19 protein-coding genes and 4 pseudogenes are annotated in these 21,513 nt (G+C 59.5%); 16 read left to right on the forward strand and 7 right to left on the reverse strand.

Annotation, left to right across the window (positions count from 1 at the left end; translation table 11 throughout):
- Positions 1-34: 34 nt before the first annotated feature.
- The 4 genes from EOS_RS10400 (at position 35) to EOS_RS10415 (ending at position 5,156) form a co-directional block, all read left to right on the forward strand.
- Positions 35-1,345, forward strand: coding sequence for an MFS transporter (locus EOS_RS10400; RefSeq protein WP_047846547.1), 1,311 nt, complete (start codon positions 35-37; stop codon positions 1,343-1,345).
- An 11-nt stretch (positions 1,346-1,356) separates the two neighbouring features.
- Positions 1,357-2,502, forward strand: a complete 1,146-nt coding sequence (locus tag EOS_RS10405; RefSeq protein ID WP_047846548.1) for an aminotransferase class V-fold PLP-dependent enzyme — start codon at positions 1,357-1,359, stop codon at positions 2,500-2,502.
- Between the two features lie 139 nt (positions 2,503-2,641).
- Positions 2,642-3,766, forward strand: a complete 1,125-nt coding sequence (locus tag EOS_RS10410) for a cupin domain-containing protein (protein WP_047846549.1) — start codon at positions 2,642-2,644, stop codon at positions 3,764-3,766.
- Between the two features lie 217 nt (positions 3,767-3,983).
- Positions 3,984-5,156 (forward strand): porin, encoded by a 1,173-nt coding sequence (locus EOS_RS10415; protein WP_047846550.1) that lies wholly within the window; start codon positions 3,984-3,986, stop codon positions 5,154-5,156.
- Between the two features lie 159 nt (positions 5,157-5,315).
- Here the strand turns inward: EOS_RS10415 and EOS_RS10420 are convergent, their stop codons facing one another.
- Positions 5,316-5,546 carry a hypothetical protein gene (locus EOS_RS10420; protein ID WP_047846551.1) on the reverse strand — a complete coding sequence of 77 codons (231 nt, stop codon included), beginning with the start codon at positions 5,544-5,546 and terminating at the stop codon, positions 5,316-5,318.
- 220 nt (positions 5,547-5,766) lie between these two features.
- The gene (locus EOS_RS10425) at positions 5,767-6,393 is read right to left on the reverse strand and encodes a TetR/AcrR family transcriptional regulator (RefSeq protein ID WP_047846552.1); all 627 of its coding nucleotides are present in this window, start codon (positions 6,391-6,393) and stop codon (positions 5,767-5,769) included.
- Positions 6,394-6,868: 475 nt separating this feature from the next.
- Here EOS_RS10425 and EOS_RS10430 point away from each other — a divergent pair, with 475 nt between their 5' ends.
- Positions 6,869-7,708: an aldo/keto reductase gene (locus tag EOS_RS10430; protein WP_053063834.1), complete on the forward strand. Its 840-nt coding sequence runs from the start codon at positions 6,869-6,871 to the stop codon at positions 7,706-7,708.
- Between the two features lie 487 nt (positions 7,709-8,195).
- Here EOS_RS10430 and EOS_RS10440 read toward each other — a convergent pair whose 3' ends face one another.
- Both EOS_RS10440 and EOS_RS10445 read right to left on the reverse strand, forming a co-directional pair.
- Positions 8,196-8,729 (reverse strand): RES family NAD+ phosphorylase, encoded by a 534-nt coding sequence (locus EOS_RS10440; RefSeq protein WP_047846554.1) that lies wholly within the window; start codon positions 8,727-8,729, stop codon positions 8,196-8,198.
- Positions 8,726-9,100, reverse strand: a complete 375-nt coding sequence (locus EOS_RS10445) for a DUF2384 domain-containing protein (RefSeq protein ID WP_047846555.1) — start codon at positions 9,098-9,100, stop codon at positions 8,726-8,728. The genes EOS_RS10440 and EOS_RS10445 overlap by 4 nt, the downstream gene beginning before the upstream one ends.
- 498 nt (positions 9,101-9,598) lie before the next feature.
- Here EOS_RS10445 and EOS_RS10450 point away from each other — a divergent pair.
- From EOS_RS10450 to EOS_RS10470, 7 genes and pseudogenes are all read left to right on the forward strand, one after another.
- Positions 9,599-10,789: pseudogene (locus tag EOS_RS10450) on the forward strand (tyrosine-type recombinase/integrase).
- 464 nt (positions 10,790-11,253) lie between these two features.
- Complete coding sequence (locus tag EOS_RS45605; RefSeq protein ID WP_047846556.1) at positions 11,254-11,643, forward strand: hypothetical protein; 390 nt, start codon at positions 11,254-11,256, stop codon at positions 11,641-11,643.
- A gap of 480 nt (positions 11,644-12,123) precedes the next feature.
- The gene (locus EOS_RS10460) at positions 12,124-13,197 is read left to right on the forward strand and encodes an MFS transporter (protein WP_200908625.1); all 1,074 of its coding nucleotides are present in this window, start codon (positions 12,124-12,126) and stop codon (positions 13,195-13,197) included.
- 159 nt (positions 13,198-13,356) lie between these two features.
- Complete coding sequence (locus EOS_RS47730; RefSeq protein WP_200908626.1) at positions 13,357-13,677, forward strand: hypothetical protein; 321 nt, start codon at positions 13,357-13,359, stop codon at positions 13,675-13,677.
- Positions 13,678-13,968: 291 nt separating this feature from the next.
- A pseudogene (locus tag EOS_RS48005) lies at positions 13,969-14,139 on the forward strand (malonic semialdehyde reductase); the annotation flags it as partial.
- A 160-nt stretch (positions 14,140-14,299) separates the two neighbouring features.
- Positions 14,300-14,466 (forward strand): annotated as a pseudogene (locus EOS_RS44325) (TIGR00366 family protein); the annotation flags it as partial.
- Between the two features lie 24 nt (positions 14,467-14,490).
- On the forward strand, positions 14,491-15,183 hold the full coding sequence (locus tag EOS_RS10470; RefSeq protein WP_047846687.1) for a cytochrome b/b6 domain-containing protein: 693 nt from the start codon (positions 14,491-14,493) through the stop codon (positions 15,181-15,183).
- Between the two features lie 44 nt (positions 15,184-15,227).
- Here the strand turns inward: EOS_RS10470 and EOS_RS10475 are convergent, their stop codons facing one another.
- On the reverse strand, positions 15,228-15,647 hold the full coding sequence (locus EOS_RS10475; RefSeq protein ID WP_047846557.1) for a CHRD domain-containing protein: 420 nt from the start codon (positions 15,645-15,647) through the stop codon (positions 15,228-15,230).
- Positions 15,648-16,283: 636 nt separating this feature from the next.
- Between EOS_RS10475 and EOS_RS10480 the strand changes: the two are divergent.
- Positions 16,284-17,621 (forward strand): annotated as a pseudogene (locus tag EOS_RS10480) (MFS transporter).
- 134 nt (positions 17,622-17,755) lie between these two features.
- Here the strand turns inward: EOS_RS10480 and tnpA are convergent.
- On the reverse strand, positions 17,756-18,190 hold the full coding sequence (tnpA, locus tag EOS_RS10485) for an IS200/IS605 family transposase (protein WP_047846558.1): 435 nt from the start codon (positions 18,188-18,190) through the stop codon (positions 17,756-17,758).
- A gap of 163 nt (positions 18,191-18,353) precedes the next feature.
- Here tnpA and EOS_RS10490 point away from each other — a divergent pair, with 163 nt between their 5' ends.
- Complete coding sequence (locus tag EOS_RS10490) at positions 18,354-19,145, forward strand: SDR family NAD(P)-dependent oxidoreductase (protein WP_047846559.1); 792 nt, start codon at positions 18,354-18,356, stop codon at positions 19,143-19,145.
- A gap of 8 nt (positions 19,146-19,153) precedes the next feature.
- Positions 19,154-20,023, forward strand: coding sequence for an SMP-30/gluconolactonase/LRE family protein (locus tag EOS_RS44330; RefSeq protein ID WP_075645309.1), 870 nt, complete (start codon positions 19,154-19,156; stop codon positions 20,021-20,023).
- On the opposite strand, the gene EOS_RS10495 is transcribed toward EOS_RS44330, so the two are convergent.
- Positions 19,922-20,425 carry a serine hydrolase domain-containing protein gene (locus EOS_RS10495; protein ID WP_053063836.1) on the reverse strand — a complete coding sequence of 168 codons (504 nt, stop codon included), beginning with the start codon at positions 20,423-20,425 and terminating at the stop codon, positions 19,922-19,924. The two genes, EOS_RS44330 and EOS_RS10495, sit on opposite strands and share 102 nt — an antisense overlap.
- Positions 20,426-20,719: 294 nt before the next feature.
- Here EOS_RS10495 and EOS_RS10500 point away from each other — a divergent pair, with 294 nt between their 5' ends.
- Positions 20,720-21,226 carry a metal-dependent hydrolase gene (locus EOS_RS10500; RefSeq protein WP_047846560.1) on the forward strand — a complete coding sequence of 169 codons (507 nt, stop codon included), beginning with the start codon at positions 20,720-20,722 and terminating at the stop codon, positions 21,224-21,226.
- The last annotated feature ends 287 nt before the right edge of the window (positions 21,227-21,513 follow it).

The raw sequence follows: 21,513 nt of genomic DNA on the forward strand, positions 1-21,513 counted from the left end.
CATCCGACCGCTACCATCAACGGGAAATTCCGCCATGGCCTCTTCTGTCACCGAAGAATCCGGACAACGCATCGCCAACGAGATCGACAAGCCGCTGAAGCGCCTGATCTTCGCGACCAGCATCGGCAACGCGCTCGAGTGGTTCGACTTCGCCGCCTATGGATTTTTTGCCGTCACGATTTCGAAGCTGTTTTTTCCTGCGCACGATGAAACGGTGTCGTTGCTGCTGACCTTTGGCACCTTCGGGCTGTCATACGTTTTCCGGCCACTCGGTGCGTTGTTGCTCGGACGTTACGCCGATCGACGCGGGCGCAAGGCTGCCTTGCTTGCGTCGCTTGGACTGACCATGATCGGCACGCTGGTGTGCGCGATCATCCCGACGTACGCAAGTATCGGCCTTGCTGCGCCGATCGGACTGATGATCGCTCGCATCCTGATCTCGTTCTCAACCGGCGGAGAATTCGGCAGCGGCACCGCGCTGATGATCGAGCAAAAGTCCAAACGCAAGGCCTTTCTCGGCAGTTGGCAATTCTCCAGCCAAGGCATGAGCACCGTGCTCGCGTCGTTTGCCGGACTGGCCCTGAGCACGCAGCTCTCGCCCAGCCAGATCGAAGCATGGGGCTGGCGCGCGCCGTTTATTTTCGGGCTGCTGGTGGGCCCGGTCGGGCTGTATATCCGCAAGCATATCGACGACACCTTGCCCTCTGCGCAATCGCGTGATGCGTCGGAAAACAGCGCACCGATCAGGCAGTTGCTGGCCGGCTACAAGGGACGAATTTTGCTCGCGGCGGGCATCATGGCGGTATCGACCGCAGCGAGTTACCTGATGATTCTCTACATGCCGACCTATGCGGTGAAGCAGTTGCATCTGCCTGCGTCCACAGGGTTCGCTGCCACCGTCGTGACCGGCACGATCCTGATGGTCGTGACGCCGCTGATGGGTCATTTCGCCGATCAATACGGTCGCGGCCGCATGATGGTGGTGTCGGCGATGGCCACGCTCCTGACGATCTATCCCTGCTTCAAGTGGCTGATGTCAGCGCCGTCGATGGCCGTCCTGATGAGCATCATGTTTCTGGCCGGCCTGCTGAAAGCGATCTACTTCGGCCCGCTCGCAACCGTCCTCTCCTCGCTTTTTCCAACCAGCATTCGTAGCACAGGTCTCGGCTTCAGCTACAACATCGGCGTCATGGTATTCGGCGGCTTTACGCCATGGCTCGTGACCGCGATGATCGGATGGACGGGCGACCCTCTGTCGCCGAGTTTCTACCTGATGGGTTGCGCCGTGCTGAGCCTTGCGTGCATCGGGATCTACAACAAGAACAAGACGGTCAAATACCTCTGAAAGGACGGGTCATGATTCATACCTCAACGCCCGGCGACGGCGATTTCAGCGGCTGGTTGATGTATCACTCAGTGGGTGTCTTCCCCGGGCAAAAGAAGGCGATCACTGAGGCGCTCGCTAGCTTCACCGCTTCCTGGTGCGCACCTGACGACCAGCGATGGGACATCGCCTTGAACGCGCGATCCGCACTGCTCGCGAACTGGGCAACGCTGATTGGCGCAAATCCCGCCGACGTGTTCGGCGCGCAAAATGTGACTGAGGCGTTCGCGCGGTTTATCGACGGGCTCGACGACAATGCCCTGCGCGGGCGCACCGTGCTCGCCGCAGCGGACTGCTTTCCCAGCCTTCATTTCCTTCTTGCCGGCCTCGCCGAGCGACGTGGGTTCACGCTTCGCACGGTAGCTGTTCGGGACGGTGAGGCATATGTCCACGATGATGATTTCATCGCGGCCTGGACGCCCGATGTCGCACTCGCCCTGGTGACATGGGTGTCGTCGCTCACGTCAAAACGCGTGGATCTTGAGACCCTCGCTGCACACGCGCAAAGGCAGGCAAGCCTGGTCGCCGTCGATCTCACCCAAGGTATGGGCATCCTGCCATTCGACGTACGCACAACCGCCGTCGATTTCGCCTGCGGGTCGACGCTCAAATGGTTATGCGGCGCACCAGGAACGGGGCTGGGCTATGTGTCGCCTGCCCCGATGAAACGCGGCATGAGGCCTGCCACACGCGGTTGGTTCAGTCAGGAGAATCCATTCAATTGGGATATCGAAGCATTTTCCTACGCACCCGATGCCCGGCGTTTTGACACGGGAACGCCATCCGTATTGCCCTTCATTGCATCGAAGCCAGGCTTTGACTGGATGCTCGCTCAACCGGCAGGCTCGGTCCGCGTGCACAACCTGAACCTGTGCCACCAGATCATCGAGATGGTCGATCGCTTGGAATATCGCCTGCTGTCACCTCGCGACGATCAAGCCCGCGGCGGGAGCATCATGGCGGAACTACCCCGCCATGCCGATGCCGGGCAAGTAATCAGCATGCTGGCTTCGCAGCGCGTGAGCGTCGACGCCCGTGGCCGCACGCTGCGTATGTCCCCGGGTGCGAGTACGACGTCCGGTGGAATCGAGCGCCTCGAACGGTGCCTTTCGCAATGACTTCCCGCTACCCGGCACGATCGAACGCACCACGACAATCGGGCATTGCTTGCACGCTGACCGGGCCGCCGCTGCCCTTCCCCCGCGAACCCTTCAGGAGCGCTCACGCCAATTAATCCCGCCGTCCAGGAAGAACGACATGAACACCCACGCCCCCGCACCCGCCAATGCGACCAGTACGATTACCGGAATCCGGGCTTTCCACGTCCCCATGAGCTGCCGGGAACTGGTGCCCACCATGCAGTTTTTTGTCGATGCACTCGGTTTTCGCATCGATGCGATCTATCCCGCCGACAACCCGGGCACCGCGATCCTTTCCGGCCATGGCCTGACGATTCGTTTGGGGATCGGCTTGCCGCACGGCATTGAGGAACTGCATCTGCTGTGCGATGACCCCGGGCAGTTGCCGCCCGGCGCGCGCTCGTTGACCGCTCCCAACGGCGTCGTCATCCGCCTCTCGCCCGCCGATCCGCCAATGAAGACGCCGGCGACCCGCCAGGAACTGGTGTTATCGCGCGCGGATGCCGCCGCATCATGGAGCGTCGGGCGTGCTGGAATGCGGTATAGGGATCTCCTGCCGGACCGGCATGGCGGTGCGTTTATCGCCTCGCATATTCGTATCCTGGAAGGTGGCCCTGTCCCCGACTATGTGCACTTTCACAAAGTCCGGTTCCAGATGATCTTTTGCAGAAAAGGCTGGGTGCGGCTTGTGTACGAAGCGCAAGGCGACCCATTTGTCTTGAACGCGGGCGACTGCGTGTTGCAGCCCCCCACGATTCGTCACCGCGTGCTGGAAAGCTCAGCAGGCGCCGAGGTGATCGAACTGGGAAGTCCGGCGGAACATATCACCATGGCCGATTACATGTCGTCACTGCCGAGTTCCGATTACGACCCCGAGCGTGAATTCGAAGGCCAGCGTTTTGTTCGACACATTGCGGCGAACGCAACATGGCTTCCATGGAAAACGGCGGGCTTTGTAGCAAGCGACACCGGTATCGGAACCGCAACGAAAGGATTAGCGGGTGTTCGCGTGATCCGCACGGCGGGAGAGAGCCCCTTGACTCAACGCGTCCACGATACCGAGTTCTGCTTCTTTTTCGTCCTGTCAGGAACACTCGAAGTTCATCAGGGCGACGACACCTACACCCTTTCCACCGACGACAGCATCACCCTTCCTGGCAACATGCCGTATCGCTTCGGCCATTGCAGCACCGATCTCGAGTTGCTTGAAGTGACCCTGCCGGCAGATTTCTCGCTTCAATGATCCTGAGACCAGGCTCGACCGGATCGCCGTGACACGCGCAGCCGGTCGAGCCTTGTTTGATTCGCAAACCTGTCTTGTTTAATTGCGAACGCTGAAAGCCGGCGAATTCGATACTGTTGTTGCTATTGCGTCGCCACATCCGGCTTGAGTAGCCAAGGTGCTTTCTCCGTCGAATCAAATTGAATTCTATATAAATAGTTATCCGAATCAATATCCCATGAAAACCAAACTTCTTTGCGCCACCCTCTTCGTCACGACCTCCGGTTTGGCACATGCACAAAGCAGTGTCACGCTTTACGGGCTTATTGACTACGGGATCAATTATCAAAGCAACAGTGGCGGCGGCCGCGTTATCGCCGGATCGAGTGGCATCATGCAGGGTTCGCGCTGGGGCTTCAAAGGCGTCGAGGATCTGGGCGGCGGATTGTCCGCCATTTTCACCCTGGAGAACGGATTTGATCTTGGAAAAGGATCGTCGCTGCAAGGCGGTCTTGAATTCGGCCGCCAGGCATTCGTGGGCCTGTCGAGCGCGAGTTACGGGACGCTCACGTTGGGCCGTCAATACGATTCCCTCGTCACGTTTGTCGAGACGAAAATGAACTCGGCTAACTATGGCGGCGGCACGACATCGCACCCAGGAGATCTGGATAACCTGAACAACAGCAAGCGCATCAACAATTCTGTCAAGATCGCGACCCCGACTTTTCGAGGTCTGACCCTCGGTGCGGTCTATGGACTCGGTGGCCAGGCAGGCGATTTTTCCCGCAACCAGATCTGGTCGGTCGGCGGCTCGTACGACGCCGGTCCGTTCTCCCTGGGTGCGGCGTACCTGAATGCGCGCAACCCTAACCAATCGTATTTCACCAGCACACCGACGGATGTGTCGGGTACGAGCCTGAACAACATGACGTCGAGCCCCATATACAGCGGATATGCGTCGGCGCATTCATATCAGGCCATCGCGGCTGCCGCAAAGTATGACGTGGGCAACGCGACCGTCGGTTTGGTGTACAGCAATGTCCAGTTCAAGAGCCTTGGCGATACATCGTCGGGAAGCGACCCCCTGCACCTGTCGGGCACGGCAAAATTCGATACCGGCGAAATTAACCTCACTTATCGATGGACACCGGCGCTCTTCACCGAGGCCGTTTATAGCTACACGCGAGGCTCGGGCACGGGTTCAATCGGAACCTCGCAATACAACAACGTCTCATTGTCACTGGATTACCTTCTCTCGAAGCGAACCGACGTGTACGTACTGGGCACGACGCAATTTGCCAGCGGCACCGATTCAACCGGACAGGCTGCCCGTGCGACGATCAACGCGCTTACCGCCTCATCGACGAATCGTCAGTCATTCGTACAAGTCGGCATTCGACATAAGTTTTGACCGCCAATCGCGCCAGAGACTCGCTAAGCAACGGTGTTAGGGTGCCCTCAAGAAAGGGATTTTTTCGTGCGCTAAGCCGACACTTCAAGCGGTACAGAGCCTCTGCCCGACGTTTAGCGGCGAATGGGACACGATCGTCCATCCGAACACCGTGCGTGCTCACTTCTCTGGTTGCGTCCGATGGCTACGCTCGGATTTGTGCACATCTCGATAACGAAGCATTTTTATCAACTGCTGCTCCTTCTCTTCGTCGAATCCACAGGTGTGGCGCCACTCACTCGGGTTCTCGTAAGTCCCGAACAACATGTCCCACCACGTGATATCGCCGTAGTTATTCTTATGCCGGCCGTAATACACTTCGACGAGACTGGGGACAACATGTTCTGCCATTCCCTTCTGAGTCAGTTCTGGAGGAGTTATGTCGCAGTCCAATAGGCAATTGCATCGCGCCCACGTCCTCGCTCACAGTGCCGCCCGTCCTTTGGTTGGAAGGCGCGTCAGCGACTCGAACCAAAACCTGAATACGGCCGAGACCTCCTTGGGTATCGGCTGGAGGTTTTAGGCGAAGACAGGCAGCAATTGCGCCTCGATCGATGGTTCGGTTGTCGCGTTAGGAGTCGGCACTTTTGACGCGGCCTCTCCGGACCGGCGGCGGTCGGGCGGCTGGCCCATCGATCAGACTCTGGAACATCGCGGCGAGATCATCAAAAAGGCCCGCGCCGCTTGCATCGGCCAAGGCGCTGGTGCCAATCACTTTGCGGAAAAATTGAAAGCCAGTGGCCAAAGCAAGGATCATGGCAGCGCGCTCACTTGCTCTCGGACCCTGCAGTAGAGCCGTCAATGGGCGCTCACAATTGCGAGCGAAACTGTCGCGCAAAATATCCGCCGCTCGCGGATTGGGCGCGGAGCGCAGCAGCAGAAGCAAGACATCGCTGCGCTCGGCACCCTTTTCCTTTTTGTCCATGATCTCGGAAGCGAAGCGCTGGGCAAGCAGCGTGCGATCGCCTTGAAACAAACTGCTATCGGCAAACGCTAGCTCAACAACCGCGGAGAATAGTTCTTCCTTGGAGCCGAAGTATCTATTCACAAGAACGGCGGTCACGCCGGCTGCCTGCGCGATTTCCCGAACGCCAATCCCATCATAACCGTGACGCGAGAATGCGGCCAAAGCGGAATGCAGAATTGCGTCGCGGGTTGCCGCCGCGTTGCGTCCCCGCTTGGGTGGATCGGATGTCAAAGCTTGCTCCCCTGCGATGTATACGGATGTTGACTTACCCTCCAGTGCAAGTATACAGTGGACTACATGCGAGGCTCAATTCCTTTCGGCCGCCGCTCGACTGCAGACGACGTTTTGGCAGGTCTTGACTTGTCGGGCCGCACCATACTACTGGTCACGGGTTGCAGCTCGGGCATCGGGTTTGAGACGTTTCGCTTGCTCGCCGCGCGGGGTGCCACGTCATCGGGCTGGCCCGATGACGTGAGGCCGCACGATTCGCGTGTGAGCGGGTAGGTGGGTCTTCGACACCCGGTGCATGTGACCTCGCGAACCTAGACTCGGTGAATGCGACATGCGCGACGGTGGTGAAGCTTTGTCGTTCGCTGGACGCGATAGTGGCCAGTGCCGGCTTAATGGGATCGACGCGGCTCGACGTTCGTGAAGGCGGCGAGCTTCAGTTCCCGATCAATCATGTGAAGAGTAAGGAGTCTTAAGTATGGAAATGCGAGAATTTGGGGGCACCGGAATACGGGCGTCGGTCGTCGGGTTGGGCTGCAACAACTTTGGTATTTATCAGAACGCTGCGCAGGCTGTAGCCGTCGTTCGCAAGGCGCTCGATGTCGGAATCAATTTCCTGGACATGGCTGGCGAACATGGGAGCGGGCTAGAGGAAAGCCTGGTCGCTGAGGCGCTGGGGCGGCGCCGCAAAGAGGTAATCATCGCCACGAAATTCGGGCAAGCCGAAATGCTCGGGCTCAAGGACGGCGACCTCGTCTTCAGCGAGGACAAGACTCGTCAAGGCGCCTCCCGCCGCTGGATCATGCAGGCCGTGGAGGAAAGCCTGACGCGCCTGAAGACAGACTATATCGATCTCTATCAGGTGCATGTCGCCGATCCCGAAACGCCGCGCGAAGAAACCTTGCGTGCGCTCGATGATCTGGTGCGCCAAGGCAAGGTGCGCGCGATCGGCGAGGCGGCGACCTTCGCCACCGCCGACGACCTGAACGCCTCGCAAGCCATCGCCGCCGCCAATGGCCTGACGCCCTTTGCCACCATGGAGGCCAATTACAGCATCCTGGTGCGTGACGCCGAGAAGACGATCATTCCCGCGCTGCGCGATCACAAGATGCGCTTGCTGCCCTATATGCCCCTCGCCAGCGGTCTGCTGAGCGGGAAATATCGCGGTGGCGCAATTCCGACGGGCTCGCGCTTGGACCGGATGCCGTTCATGAAGGGTTTCCTGCCGCAAAATCTAGGCGCCATCGATCGCTTGCAGGCTATCGCCGCCGACCGCGCGGAAATCGAGGTGAGCGCGCCCGGGCCCGTCCAAGGGTGAGGGCATGTCCTAGTGACTGACCTCGAAGGGCTGCGTCGGCTACTGCCGGTGGTCGATGGCAAAGCGGCCATTGATCAGCCGTGCCCTTTCTCGGTCATCACAGCGTCTCATAGCGGCCGGCGGCTTTTGTTGGACCAGCGGCAGCACAGACCGACGACCTGTCGGCAAACTCGGCCGGCGAATGACCGCAGTCCATTCGAAACGCGACACGGCGCGAATGATGCGTTGACCGACCATATCGGGTCGAAAGTGCGCATTCGCGGAATGCGTACGCGGCTTTTCGAGACGACCAAGTAATCGAATGGCCGTTCAGCAGCGTACAACGGCCACCTCAAGGCCGATGAGCCACAGTCGGCTACCCAGTGATTTTGAGTTTTGATACGGCCTCGGTCGACTTCTGCCTGACGCGGTCAGCTTAGGCCGCCATTCGATCGCCACGGCGCAGCGTTGTCCGAGAAAGCATTTATCGACCAGCCGTGCTTCAATTTCATCCCCGCGACCACGAAGACGCGTTCTTCGGCAGCAGCGCCCCGGGATCAAACACACTGGCCTTGTATCCAGTCGTTTTCGCCAGCTCTGGAAAGAGGACGAGACATATCCCCGATGGACTGCGCGCCGAGCGATACAGTATGCCTGGATACCCGGCCTCCCTGACGAGATCGCCAACAACCCAACTGGGCGGTTCGATCTCGTCCAGGAACGCCATCCCCTTCCAGTTACAGTACGCTTCAGCCCAAATCGGATTCCACGTCTCTTCGACAAAGCCACCCGTGAAATCAACCACGTTCTCGGCCGTCACCAGAAAACTCGCCAGGGTCGCCGGCGGCAGGATCGGGGATTCGCTCTGGTATTCGAGCAGCGCAACATCGGCACTGGCCGCAAGATAGCGAGCCTCAACGCCTTGACGGTTGAATCGTCCGCCCCTTGCGGCAGCACCTGCACCGCTTTCCGGTTGATACGCCCACTGGGGCGTGAAGGCCCTGAAAAAGGTGTCCTCAGGCCCAATGTGCGTCAGGATCATCCCGTCGAACCGCTCGCAATCGAAAGCAGATACGAAATCACCGCTTCCGTCTTACCCGCCGACACCAGTTGCTCGCCTGTACGGTGCTGGAATTCAGGGATCGGCGTATTTTTATACCAATACATCGCCTGAGCCTGATCCGGATTGATCTCCATCGCGGCCGACAACACCCTGAGCGTGTCGCGCATGAACTGTTGCAGTTTCACGTTCGCGGGTGCCGCCGATACTGTGGCGCGATGGACGTGAGCGAGCTCCGCCAGGTCTTGCTGGCGCAAATGAAAGGCCGCAGCAAACCGTTCCGGCGCGATAAGCGGCCGGTCTGCTGCCTGCAAGCCCTGAGCGAATTGCTGAAAATCAAGAACAGCCGACATAGAACCTCCGTCGATTTATTGCTGATTTTACGTCGTTTTTCTGTCGATTTCAAGCTGGTACCGCGACGCCAAGCGATCGCACTGCCCGTTGCACGAACATCTGGCCCCGTTAAGTCAACTCTATCATCGCCGTTTCCTGGTTTTATCTCCCCATCAGGGGCGCGCGCCTGCGCTGTGCTGCCGCACTACGTGCCGATAAGCCGTGCTAGTCGCACGAACAAATCGTCGATGCTTGTACGGTACGCGATACGCTTAGAACCTGACCGATTCGAGCGAGTGAATAAATGAAACTCCATCTCCATCGCCATCATCCCCTCGGACGGCGGCCTTTCAAGTCGCGTATCGATCCAACTGAAAAACAGCCAGATCCAGCGAACGACACAACGCTTCGCGACGCATGATCGCAAGCCAACATTCCCCGAACCTTTGTTTCTTGATCCGTGCGCTTCATCAACTCGAGAAAAGCCACGTCACTGATGGGCAAAGCGCGACACCGGATTGCACAGCGATGCGGAGAAGTCCGAGCAACTGCCGCTTGAACCGCTCGAGCAGTTGTTTCTGCCGCCCGATCTCGACGGTGGCCACGGCACGAACCGCGCGCTCGGCGCCCGTTCCCAGATTGCCGCGCACACCGACGTCGATGCCATCAAGGCGTGGCTCGCGCGCTTCGCCGAGACGCAGGCGACCTTCGACACCTACCGCAAGGAGTCCGAACGCCTGCTGCTGTGGTCGACCACCGAGCTGCGCAAACCGCTCTCCTCGCTCACGCACGAAGACCTGCTGCTCTACCAGCGGTTTCTTTCGGATCCTCAGCCGGCGCAGCGCTGGGTCATGACCGGTCGCAAAGTGGCCCGGTCAGATCCGCGCTGGCGGCCGTTCGCGGGACCGCTCTCGCCCGCCAGCCAGCGGCAGGCGTTTGTCATAGTGAATACCCTGTTCGCCTGGCTGGTCAGCGCGGGTTACCTGGCCGGCAATCCGCTGTCCCTGTCGCGCCAACGGGCACGCAAGGCCAGGCCACGCGTGACACGCTTCCTCGAGGACGATCTCTGACAGGCCGTCAAAACCTCGATCGACGCGATGCCGCGTGACACCGCACGCGCGCAGGAGCACTACGCGCGCGTGCGCTGGCTGATCTCGCTGCTCTATTTGATGGGTCTGCGCATCTCGGAAGTCGTGAGCAACCCGATGGGCGGCTTCTTTAGACGGCGCGATCGCGACGACCAGGACCGCTGGTGGCTGGCGATCACCGGCAAAGGCAACAAGGAACGCTTGCTGCCGGCGACGACCGAACTGATGGCGGAGCTCGCACGCTATCTCCGACACTACGGTCTCGCTGCCTTCGCCTATGGCGGTGAAACGACGCCGTTGCTATTACCGATCGGGGGCATTCACCGGACGATGACACGCGGCGGTGTACACCTAATCATCAAACAGGTGTTCGACAACGCGATCGACCATCTGCAGTCGACGGGCGAAGCGCACGAGCGCGCGGCCGAGCGGTTGCGCCAGGCCTCCGCTCACTGGCTGCGGCACACAGCGGGCTCACACATGATGGACGGGCAAGTTGACCTGCGATACGTGCGGGACAACCTGGGGCATGCATCGATCTCGACGACCAGCCAGTACCTGCATGCGGACGACGACGACCGGCATCGTGCCACGGAGGCCGGACTGAGACTCAACTGGTAGCACGATGACTATTGCTTCAAGTTCCGCATTAGCAGGACCGTGACCGGTACCCACCCAGAGGCCGCTATTGCGCCCAGCGAATGCCTCAAATTGTTAAGGATTGTAGGACGCCTGCCCTGCGACCCAGAAGCGACGTTCGACATTCCGACTGACGGGCGTCAGGTCACAGGGCGCAGAGCAGACATTCGGGAAATCAGCGTTGGGCCAGTATCGTGGCCACGCTGACCGTTCGCGTATTGCCGGCGGCGGCCATCCGTCGCGTCCGCTTCAGTACTTCGCGATCGGTTACCGGCCACATCTGGTTCGGAGTCGATTCGGTCGGATCGTCGCAATCGGCCTCGAAATCGATGCTTGAGTCGTGACTACGCGATCATGCCAATTACAGTTAATTACAACTGTCCGGCGTTGCGGGCACGTGCCGTTCGTACAATCGACGCACTCAAGCAAACTTTTGGAAAACGAAGATGAAAACAGTGCATTGGATTGCCGCCGGCCTCGTGGCGCTCGCGTCCGTGTCGTCCTTTGCGGCAGCGGGCGGCAACGGCGGCGGTAATGGAGGCGGCAGTGGCGGCGCCGGACACGGTGGCGTGGGCGGCAACGCGGGCGGCATGTCCGCCGGCCACATGAGCAGCAAGGGAGTAAGCAACACCAATGGTTTTAGTTCAGCCGATCGCGATGCCGGCCTTGCCCGCGCGGCGGATCGATCGGACTCGCAAGCAGATCGTGCCGGCACGCATACGAGCCATGCCGGCCTACATGCGGGGCATGCCGTTCACTCCCATTCACGCTCGCTTGCACGGGTGAGCACGCATCTTCACCACAGCAAGCCCTCCACCATCAGCCATTCGAGCTAACAGAGCGCAAAGGGCGCAGGCGCCCGTATTTGTCCATCGTTTTTCTCGTCAGCAGTTTACGATCGGCGATACGCTCTCACGCATATGCTAGCGCGGCGCCACTATAATTCTGCCGATCAGAAGTCATGGGACATGGCTTTTGGTTTTCGAGAAACGCTTGCTTGACTTCGCCCTAGTGGGTCATCGAAGCGCGGTCGAGGCATCTCTCGTCTTACCAAACACACGGCATTGAATTGCGCGTTCCCGCAACGCGGTGTTTGACTAAGGCTTGACGTAACAGAATTCGCCTCGAACTCCTTACCACGTCAGAACTGGTACGGCGCCTGTTCTTAGGTTTCTGGTGGTTTGCGATTGGCCAGACGCCACCACGCGGCGTGCCCAATGAGTCGTGGTGGAAGTTGATCAAGATGGGCGCAATCCTTGCGATGTGATCTCTCGTTGGGCCGATCATCGAACGACCAACGTGCTACTTTGAGCCCCATGAAACCTTCAGATCGGCGCGCACCTGACGGGTCACATCCGAGATCAACTCAAGCTGTCGAGAATGCAGCGACGGGTAACTTCTGGGTATTGATCGCCGCGATTCTTGGCTCGAGCTTGGCGTTTGTCGACGGTACGGTTGTCAACATCGCGCTGCCTGCAATACAAAGTGGACTTCACGCGACCTCGAGAGACCTCCAGTGGGTGGTTGAGTCTTATGCCCTGTCGCTAGCGTCGCTGCTGCTCGTCGGAGGTTCGTTCGGCGATAGCTACGGCAGAAAAATGGTCTTCCTGTTCGGTACAGTTTTATTCGCAATCGGGTCGGCATGGTGCGCGTTCGTTGGATCAATCGAAGGACTGATAGCTGCCCGGACAGTTCAGGGGATCGGTGCCGCTTTCCTTGTGCCAGGCAGCCTATCGCTCATCAGCTCGGCCTACCCGCCCAGCACTCGCGGGCGCGCAATCGGTACCTGGTCGGGATTCACAGCGATGATGGGCGCGGGTGGCCCCGTGCTCGGAGGCTGGTTGGTCGAACACTTTTCGTGGCGATCGGTATTCGTGCTCAATCTGCCGTTAGCGGCGGTTGTTGTGGGCATCACGCTATGGCGGGTAAACGAGAGCAAAAACGAAAAACTTGATGAAGCGCTGGACTGGTCAGGGGCGTTATTAGCATCGATAGGACTCGGCGGAATTACGTACGCACTGGTCGAGGCTTCTGAAAAAGCGTCAGGCGTTCTGGTAGCTGCGTCGGCTGGCGTTATCGCTCTCATCGCCTTTCTGATTCGCGAGGCTCGATGCCCCGCTCCGATGGTGCCATTGGCACTCTTCAAGTCGCGCACATTTGCAGGCGCAAACCTGATTACGTTCTTTCTCTATTCCGGACTTGGGGGAATACTTTATTTCCTGCCGTTCACCCTTATTCAGATCCATCATTATTCTGCGGCTGAGGCCGGAGCCGCGCTATTGCCGTTAATCTTTATTATCTTCGTGCTTTCACGATGGACTGGCGGACTGGTCGCAACCTATGGCGCGAGAGCGCCACTCACCGTGGGCTCCATCATCGTCGCTGCGTGATTTGCGCTTTTGGCATGGCCCGGAGTTGGCGGTTCGTACTTAAAGACCTTCTTCGCGCCAGTCATCGTGCTTGGCCTGGGCATGGCGATTTGCGTTGCCCCGCTAACCACGTCGGTCATGAACGCCGTTCCAGAGAATCAGTCGGGAGTCGCATCCGGGGTGAACAACGCGATATCTCGAGTCGCCGGGCTTCTCGCCGTAGCGGTCTTCGGCCTTGTCCTATCGGTGCTATTTAATAAATCGCTCGACGTGCACCTTTTGCCGCTCGGCCTTTCTCAAGCCATGCAGCGGCAGGTGAACGAGCAGCGCGCGCTTCTTGGTGCAGCGGTCAATCCGGACGCCCGCGTCATGGAGGCGACGCGCGAGTCATTTGTTTTCGGGTTCCGCGTGATAGTGCTAATCGCATCTAGTCTCGCGCTTGCGAGCGCCATCAGCGCATGGCTTCTGCTTGACCATGACAAGAAGCGTCGCAGACCTTGACAACTCAATGGTCGTGGACCTGAAAGGCCCGTCGAATTATTGATAGTCGCCGGGATTCTCAATGAAAATTTCCCGACATATTCCCAAGGTGCATGTCTTTTGTTCTTTGGGCAAGCATTTGCATGGCGGTGTCGAATCCAAGTGTTGATGGTCGTTAATTCTGCTAGCGCAGTTGCCCCCGACTCCGTACGTCGTGTCACGGTAATCCGTCGAACGGCTTTCTCGATGGGCTCGAACACTGTGTGGGGCTTGACAGTCCCGCTGCTGTCGGGCCCATTGAGAGCGTGCAAAATCTATGAATTTTTTCCTGCGAGCGCACAGGAGGGCACCTTCCAGCAGGAGTACTTTCCCGACAGCCACATCAAGTCGAATTTCCTCTGCAATCTGGGCTATGGTGATCCGGCAGGGTTGTTCCCGCGCAGCCCACGCCTAGATTTTGACGAGGCCTGCAAATTGCTCTGACCTTCAGGAACCCTGCTTCGCGGGCCTGATCTCCCTCGCCTAGGTGCAAACGGCTCACATGCCGGTGGATCAGCATGTGGGCCCAATTGCATGGCCACTGCAAAGAAGACGTTCCGGTCCGGTGCGGGCATATCCATACGACCCGACACAAACATGGGTGCATGCGGACCTGGCCAAGGCGGCGATGGCAATCGCTTTCGGCGAGGCTTGGACCAATATGGTGCAACCGTTCTGGCGCTGCCGGCGCTCGCGATTGCGGGGCTTGGCGTACGGGGCATCATGGGCTACTGCGTCACCGCGTTGCTATTCCCCGGCGTGGTGTTCATCCACTTGCGGACGGAGGCGCGACACATGGATGCTAATGAACTTGTCACGCGGCCGACACAGCCTGTCCGCCGCCCGGTGCTGGTCTGGGACGCGCCGGTGCGACTGTTTCACTGGCTGGTGGTCGTGCTGGTCACGGCGGCCTATGTCACCTTGAAGCTGAACTGGATCGACTGGCACGTCCGGGTAGGCGAGATGCTGCTCGCATTGGTTATTTCCCGGCTGCTGTGGGGCTGGTTTGGCAGTGAGACCGCGCGCTTTCGCAGTTTCGTGGCGTCGCCCGCGGCTGCACTTCGCCATTTGCGTCACCTATTTCGCCGCGAGCCGGATGTGCAGGTGGGCCACAATGCGGCCGGCGGCTGGATGGTGCTGCTGCTGCTCGCGTTGCTGCTGGTCGAGACGCTGAGCGGGCTCTACGTCAACAACGACATCGCCGACGAAGGGCCGTTGACCGAACTGGTGCCCGCGTGGCTCGCCAACGCTATCTCGACGCTGCACGGGCTTGTCTGGGACGTGCTGCTCGCCGCGGTGGCGCTGCACGTGCTCGTGATCACTCTCTACGCAGTAGCGAAGGGACACAACCTGCTGCGTCCGATGCTAAACGGCTACAAGCTGTTGCCCTCGTCCATCGATGCGCCGCGGCAGACGCCAGCGCTGCTGGCGCTGCTGCCACTCGGCGTCGGCGCTGCCGTGGTGATGCTGCTCGCGGCTTATCTCTGAGCTTGCCGCGAACCTGATCTCGGGGTGCCGCTTCAGTGGTTGCGTCAGTTGCTCTTCGGCGGCACCACTTGGCCGCGGATCTCGCCGTTCGGATTGTTCTTGGTGTGAACGTTGATGTACATGTCACCGGCTTCGAACATCTTGGCGTCCTCCGGGGATAGCGTGGCCTGACCGCTTATCGAACTCGTCATCTCCATTTTGCCTTTCTGAGACACGCCGGCGTTTTTGCCGGCCGGGGCGGGCCCATGGAAATGCGCCATCGTGGCCTGACTCGGCAGTCCGCTGAAGCTGACGTTCCAGGTTACGACCCGCGTGCTGGGGTCGTACGTAAGGTCGGCGCTGCCGCTGCCTGGAGTCTGCACCGGCGGAACCTGTTGGGCGCCCGTCAACGGCACTTGAAATGAGACCGGCGCGGCTTGCGCCAAGGTCAGCGTACCCGCTAAGGCCAGGCCACCGAACACCATGAAAGCGCGCTGCGAGATGGATCGTGACGTTTGGTTTTCTCCTTTTGGGTTTGCCCTTGCTGGGCGGTAGCCGTTATCGAAGAGTGCGGAAGACCTCGTCGGTGCCACTGGCAGCCAAAGAGGTGAGACAAGGATAGACGTAAGCCGCCGGTAACTCCAGGTGAGGTCCCAGATGGAAGCCTTTGGCCTTGAAGTGCTTGATCTTGGCCATTTTTGTCCACCCTCCGAAAACTGAAAATGCGCCTTCGGAAAGCACGAGGAGCCGGCACAATCCACCCAAGTTAAGAAATAGGATCTTTCAGCAACGTTTTTGCGTCATGGATTTGTGGGGTTTCGAGTGGTGTTTTCGTTGCTTTGAGATTCGTGGCCGATGATGGAAGGTATGGCGTGCGCTGAGGGCCAAGACGTCGGCCGGCAACGTCGCGGCGGGTGATCGCAGGCTTTGCGCACGGCGCTCGCTTGCATAAGCCAGATCAATATCCTAATTTTTTGATAGTCTCGCAGGAAGGAAGCAGTGAGCGGGAAGCAAAACGCACGACGCACATCGTGTTCGACCAACTGGCTCACAGCAACGGCCACAATTTTCCCCCGCCGTGCGGCGTCGGGCCCGCCGCGCGACGCTCATGGACTTCCGACATGACCCTATCCAGTCAAGCCCGGAATGTGTCGACCAGACCGCCGGTCCCTCGCTTGTCGACGCTCAGTCACATACAGATCGCGTCGCTGTGGTTTGCGCTCTTTACGCAATGGATGACGGTCGTTCCGGTGCTCGTGCCGGCACAGGTTGCCGAAATGCTCGGAAGCGATGCCGCGTTAAAGGAAGGCGTGACCGGCTCCGTCATTGCGGCCGGCGCATTCATTGCGATGGTCGTGGCGCCGCTGGCCGGGGCGCTTTCAGATCGCTGCTCTGCAAAACATGGGCGTCGGCGACCGTTTCTCGTCGCTGGCGTGTTCGGCACCTCGGTCGCACTGGTATGGCTTGCATCGTTCAACGGCGCGGGGAGCGTATGGCTGTACACGCTCGCGTTCCTGCATCTCCAATTCTGGTGGAACTGGGCGGCGGGTCCGTACGCCGGGCTGGTGCCAGATGTCGTGCCGAAACAGGAAGCTAACCGCGCGAGCGCGTGACTCAACGTGATGACCGTGCTCGGCACCATCACTGGCAACGTGGTGCTCGTTGCGTTCTATTCTCCGCGTCGCCTGTATCCCACGGTTGCCACGTTCATTGCGATCATGTTGCTCTGCCTTTGGCTGACGATTTGCGGCTCGCGCGAGCCGACGCCTGCCGGATCCCGCGAACGGTTCGAGCTCTTCGCGTTCATCCGCTCGTTCTATCTCGATCCACGCCTGCATCGCAACTTCTACTGGGTACTGGTAACCCGCCTGTTCGGTAACATGGGAATCTGGTCAATCTTCACCTTCATGTTGTACTACCTGCAGGACGTGATAGGCATTCGTCATCCGACCAGTCTCCTGAATGGGCTGCTTGGTGTCGGCGTGGTGCTGGCGATCCCGGCCAGCCTCCTGGGTGCGCGGCTCGCCGACCACCATGGCGTCGTTCCCGCCGTCCGCGTGACAAGCTGGATCATGGCCGGGGCTGCAACCGGCTTTGTCCTCCTGGCGTTGCATCCGAACCTGTTGCTGGTGATCACGGTCGGGCTGGTTTTCTGCGCCGCTTACGGCACCTATCAGTCCGTCGATTGGGCACTCGCGCTGCAAGTGTTGCCAGACGATGCGTCCGCCGGCAAGGACATGGGCATCTGGCAAGTGTCGATGGTGCTACCGCAGATCCTCGGCCCTGCCGCGACCGGGTGGATGCTGTCATGGGTCAAGGGGTTTGCCGGTGCCGGACCCGCCTACGTCGCCGCGTTCGTCGTCGCCGCGGTGTGGTTCGTGCTGGCGGCGTGGCTCGTCTCGCGGATCAGGATTGCTTCACGGCAACACGTATCCACCGGACTCGTCAGGCGATCATGATATGGCGCCCGCCTCGCCCATTGCGTTCTCATCCCGGCGCATGACCAGTAGTCAGATACCACCGGCAAAGCCGGTGGCTTGAGATTGTGAGCGCCTCAAAGGCGCCCATAAAATCGTGAGCCGCCCGTGGCGGCTTATTCCATGACCAGCTTCATCTGGTCGTAGCGCTCGTCCTCTTCCTCCTGGTTGCGGATATAGGCTCGTACCATGTGCTCGTCCAGCCCTACCGTGGATACAAAGTAGCCTCGAGCCCAAAAGTGCTCGCCGGTGAAGTTTCGTTGCCGTGCTCCGAACTTTCGCGCTATCTGAATCGCGCTCTTGCCTTTGATGTATCCGACCACGTTGGATACGGCATACTTTGGCGGAATGCTCAAACACATATGAACGTGGTCGGCCATGATGTGCCCTTCGACAATCTTCGATTCCTTGTGGCCCGCCGGTTCGTGAAATATCTCTCCCAGCTGCCGCCGCAGCACGCCGAAAATTCGCTTCTTCCGTCGCTTCGGAATAAACACCACGTGATATTTGCAGTCCCAACTCATGTGGCGCAGGCTCTGATACTCTTTCATCGTGAATCTCCGTCTCTTGGCAGAGATAGGAAATTCGCGCCGACCGTCGTAAAGGTCAAACCTTGGTGAGTCCTCCGGCAGAGCAGGAGGCTTACCTCACTGAGTTAATCATCCGTCAATCTACTGTTGCCTGTATAACAGCGGGCAGGAAAACGGGGGCGTTGTGAGTGAGCTAATAGGCAAAGGCGCGGTCGTGACCGGCGGTGGACGCGGTATCGGGCTGGCATGTGCACGGTTGATCGCCAAGCGCGGTGGATCCGTAGTATTGCTGGGGGAGGACCCTGAAGTGCTAGAACAGGCAGCGGCGACGTTGCGCGCCGAAGGACTCAATGTCACCGCTATCGTCGCCGATGTTGGCATCGAGGACGAAGTTGCCGTCGCGATGGAACAGTCCGCCGCATTTCTGGGTTCGATCGACATTCTAGTTAATAATGCGGCGATTCAGCCCTATGGCACCGTTGCGTCCATGGGATCGGCTCAGTGGGACAACGTCATCCGTGTCAATCTACGAGGAACGTATCTGGCATGTCATCACGCATTGCCATACATGCTCAGGTTACAACGCGGTTCGATCATCAACATCGCCTCAGTACAAGCGCTTGCCAACCAGACCCGGGTGGCGGCCTATGCCACCTCGAAGGCTGGCATGCTTGCTCTAACGCGCTCGCTCGCCGTGGATTTTGGCCCTTCGGGCATACGCGCAAATGCAGTCTGTCCGGGCTGCATCGATGCGCCGATGACACGCTTTGCGGCCGCTCAAACCGCTCCGGGGCGAGAGGAAGAAATCCTTCGGGAATGGGGAAAGGCGCAGCCGCTCGGCCGAATTGGGCGCCCGGAAGAAGTCGCTGAGGTCGTCGCCTTCCTCGCCAGCGATCGCGCAAGTTTTTGCACAGGAGCGGAATTCAAGGTTGACGGGGGGCTGATGGCAAGCCTCGGCGTGACATTGCCGGAGTGATAGAAACCATGGTTGACATGCAATGCGTCTGGAATGGCGAGGCGGTCCTCGGTGAGGGACCGGTCTGGGATGTTGCAGAGCAAGCGCTCTTCTGGGTCGACATCAAGAAGCAAACAATCCATCGGCTTGATCCGCACAATGGGGCCGTCCAGACATGGGGCATGCCAGGCCAGATCGGTTGTGTGACACTGGATTACGGTGGAAATTTCATAGCAGCCTTGCAGCAAGGCATTTTTCGCGTCGATAGGTCCAGCGGCGTCTGCGAGCTGCTGGTCGATCCAGAGCCTGCTCTGCCCACGAACCGGTTCAACGACGGTAAGGTAGACCCGCAGGGTCGTTTCTGGGCGGGCACTCTGCCCGACAACGAGGTGTGGGACCCCGTTGGAAGTCTCTATGTTCTCGGTAGCAATGGTATCTGCGAACCACGTCTGGCCGGTCTTCGTTGTTCGAACGGCCTTGGCTGGAGTCCGGACTGTCGCACCATGTACGTCACCGACAGCATGGTCGGTACCATCTGGGCTTTTGATTTCGATGGATTGAACGGTGCACTCAGTGCCCGACGCATCTTCGCACAATGGCCTATAAGCGAGGGCGTACCCGACGGTCTTGCTGTGGATGAAGACGGCCATGTCTGGACAGTGGTCTGGGACGGATGGTCTATTCGTCGTTACACGCCGTCGGGTCGCCTCGTGAAAACCGTTCCGATACCCGTCCAGCGACCAACGAGCTGTGCTTTCGGCGGCGCTCGCCTCGACATCCTCTATGTAACGTCGGCCTCAATAGGCATGGACGCTCATGGGACTCTTGATGGCGCACTCTTCGCGTTCGAACCCGGCGTGAAGGGGCTGCCTATACCCAGATGCGGGATTTCCCCCTGAAACTTCACGGGTCCAGTGATGCGTGGGGTTCGCGAGCAGCGCCTTGAAGTAACGTGGGTCATCGGCGTGATCGTATAAGCCCGCGCTGTGGCTCAAAAGCTGACGGACCGTGATCTTCTCCGTACGATATCCCCGGGATTTCAACAAGCGGTTCTGCGTTGGCGTGAGCAGCGGCGAGATGGGCTCATCGAGGGCAAGCGCACCTTGCTCCCACAGGCGCAGGACCGTCGCCGCGACGAATGTCTTGGTATTGCTCGCGACACGCAGCGGCGTGTCGATGGTCAGCGCTCTGGCGGTGGACGCATCCGCCATCCCCGCCGCGATGCCCCAAGGCTTCGGCACGTCTTTGCCCGTGACAAACAGGGTCATCGCCGCCTGCTGCTCGTGCAAGGCTGCAGTCAAGACTTCCGGTCGTAGAAAATCTAAACTCCTCTCCTGGTTATCGATGCAAGCTCAAAGCACCCGCGTGGATGTTGTTGGCGCACCTCGAAGATTACCGGGAAACGTCCGCTGAACCGATCGGCGACAAAAACACGCTTGCGGCGAACGCGAGCGCCCTTCTTCCGGCTATCTCCCGTAAGCCAGTCGAGTTTTCAAATTCACCGCGCCCTGAACATGCCACGACATCGCGCACAACGCGCAGCTCTTGTGTCAACATGCCCGACCTTATTTCATCGCTACACGTAGCATCACCTCATGGCTTCGAAGAACGCGCATCACGCGACTGGGTGGGCAGCAGGTTTGATCGCAGCAGCAGTCGTCAGCAAGGCAGGCGCAGCCGGCCCGTATCACCTCTGGAGCGCGCTGAGTGTTTGCGCAGGCGTGTTCGGCGGCACCGCGCCAGACTGGCTCGAAGTGGCGTGGTGGACGCGAGCGCGAAAGTTATGGATCACGCACCGCACGCTCACGCATTGGGGCGTGGGCTGGCTCGCACTGCTCGCGGTTTCGTACCATTTTCTCGGCATCCACCCGTGGGCCGCCATTAGCTTCGGCTTCGCATGCGGCGGCTTGATGCATCTGTTCGCCGACTGGCCCAACCCGCTGGGCGTACCGTGGCTCATCTCGCGACACTCCCTGAACTGGTGGAACAGCGGCCGATGCGACGCGCTGATCGTCGGCGCGGCATGGATCGCAGCAGCCGTGCTGGTGGACCACGTCTGGTTCCACAGCGCCTACGGTCTCAGGCTGCTTCACGCGTTCTGAACACGCGCTAACCGGTGTCTCCCACGGCTACTCCGCTCGATAGCCGAAGGGATTCCGTTAATTTACTGTTGTATGTAAATGCGAATCACTTGTATTATCGTTTACCTGCGTTCCGGGTAAATTCACGAGAGCGCGGGCCAAAGGACCGCTAAATGGGGGATGTTTGCAGCATCGAACGGCGGTCCGTCATAAATCGACACACGCCAACCGATGACCGACCACCACCACCGCCGTACCAAAACCAACAAAACTCCTGCCGTCGCGTCAGTTCCACTTCACCTCGGCGC

This window comes from Caballeronia mineralivorans PML1(12) (assembly GCF_001028175.1).
Classification (GTDB): Bacteria; Pseudomonadota; Gammaproteobacteria; order Burkholderiales; family Burkholderiaceae; genus Caballeronia; species Caballeronia mineralivorans.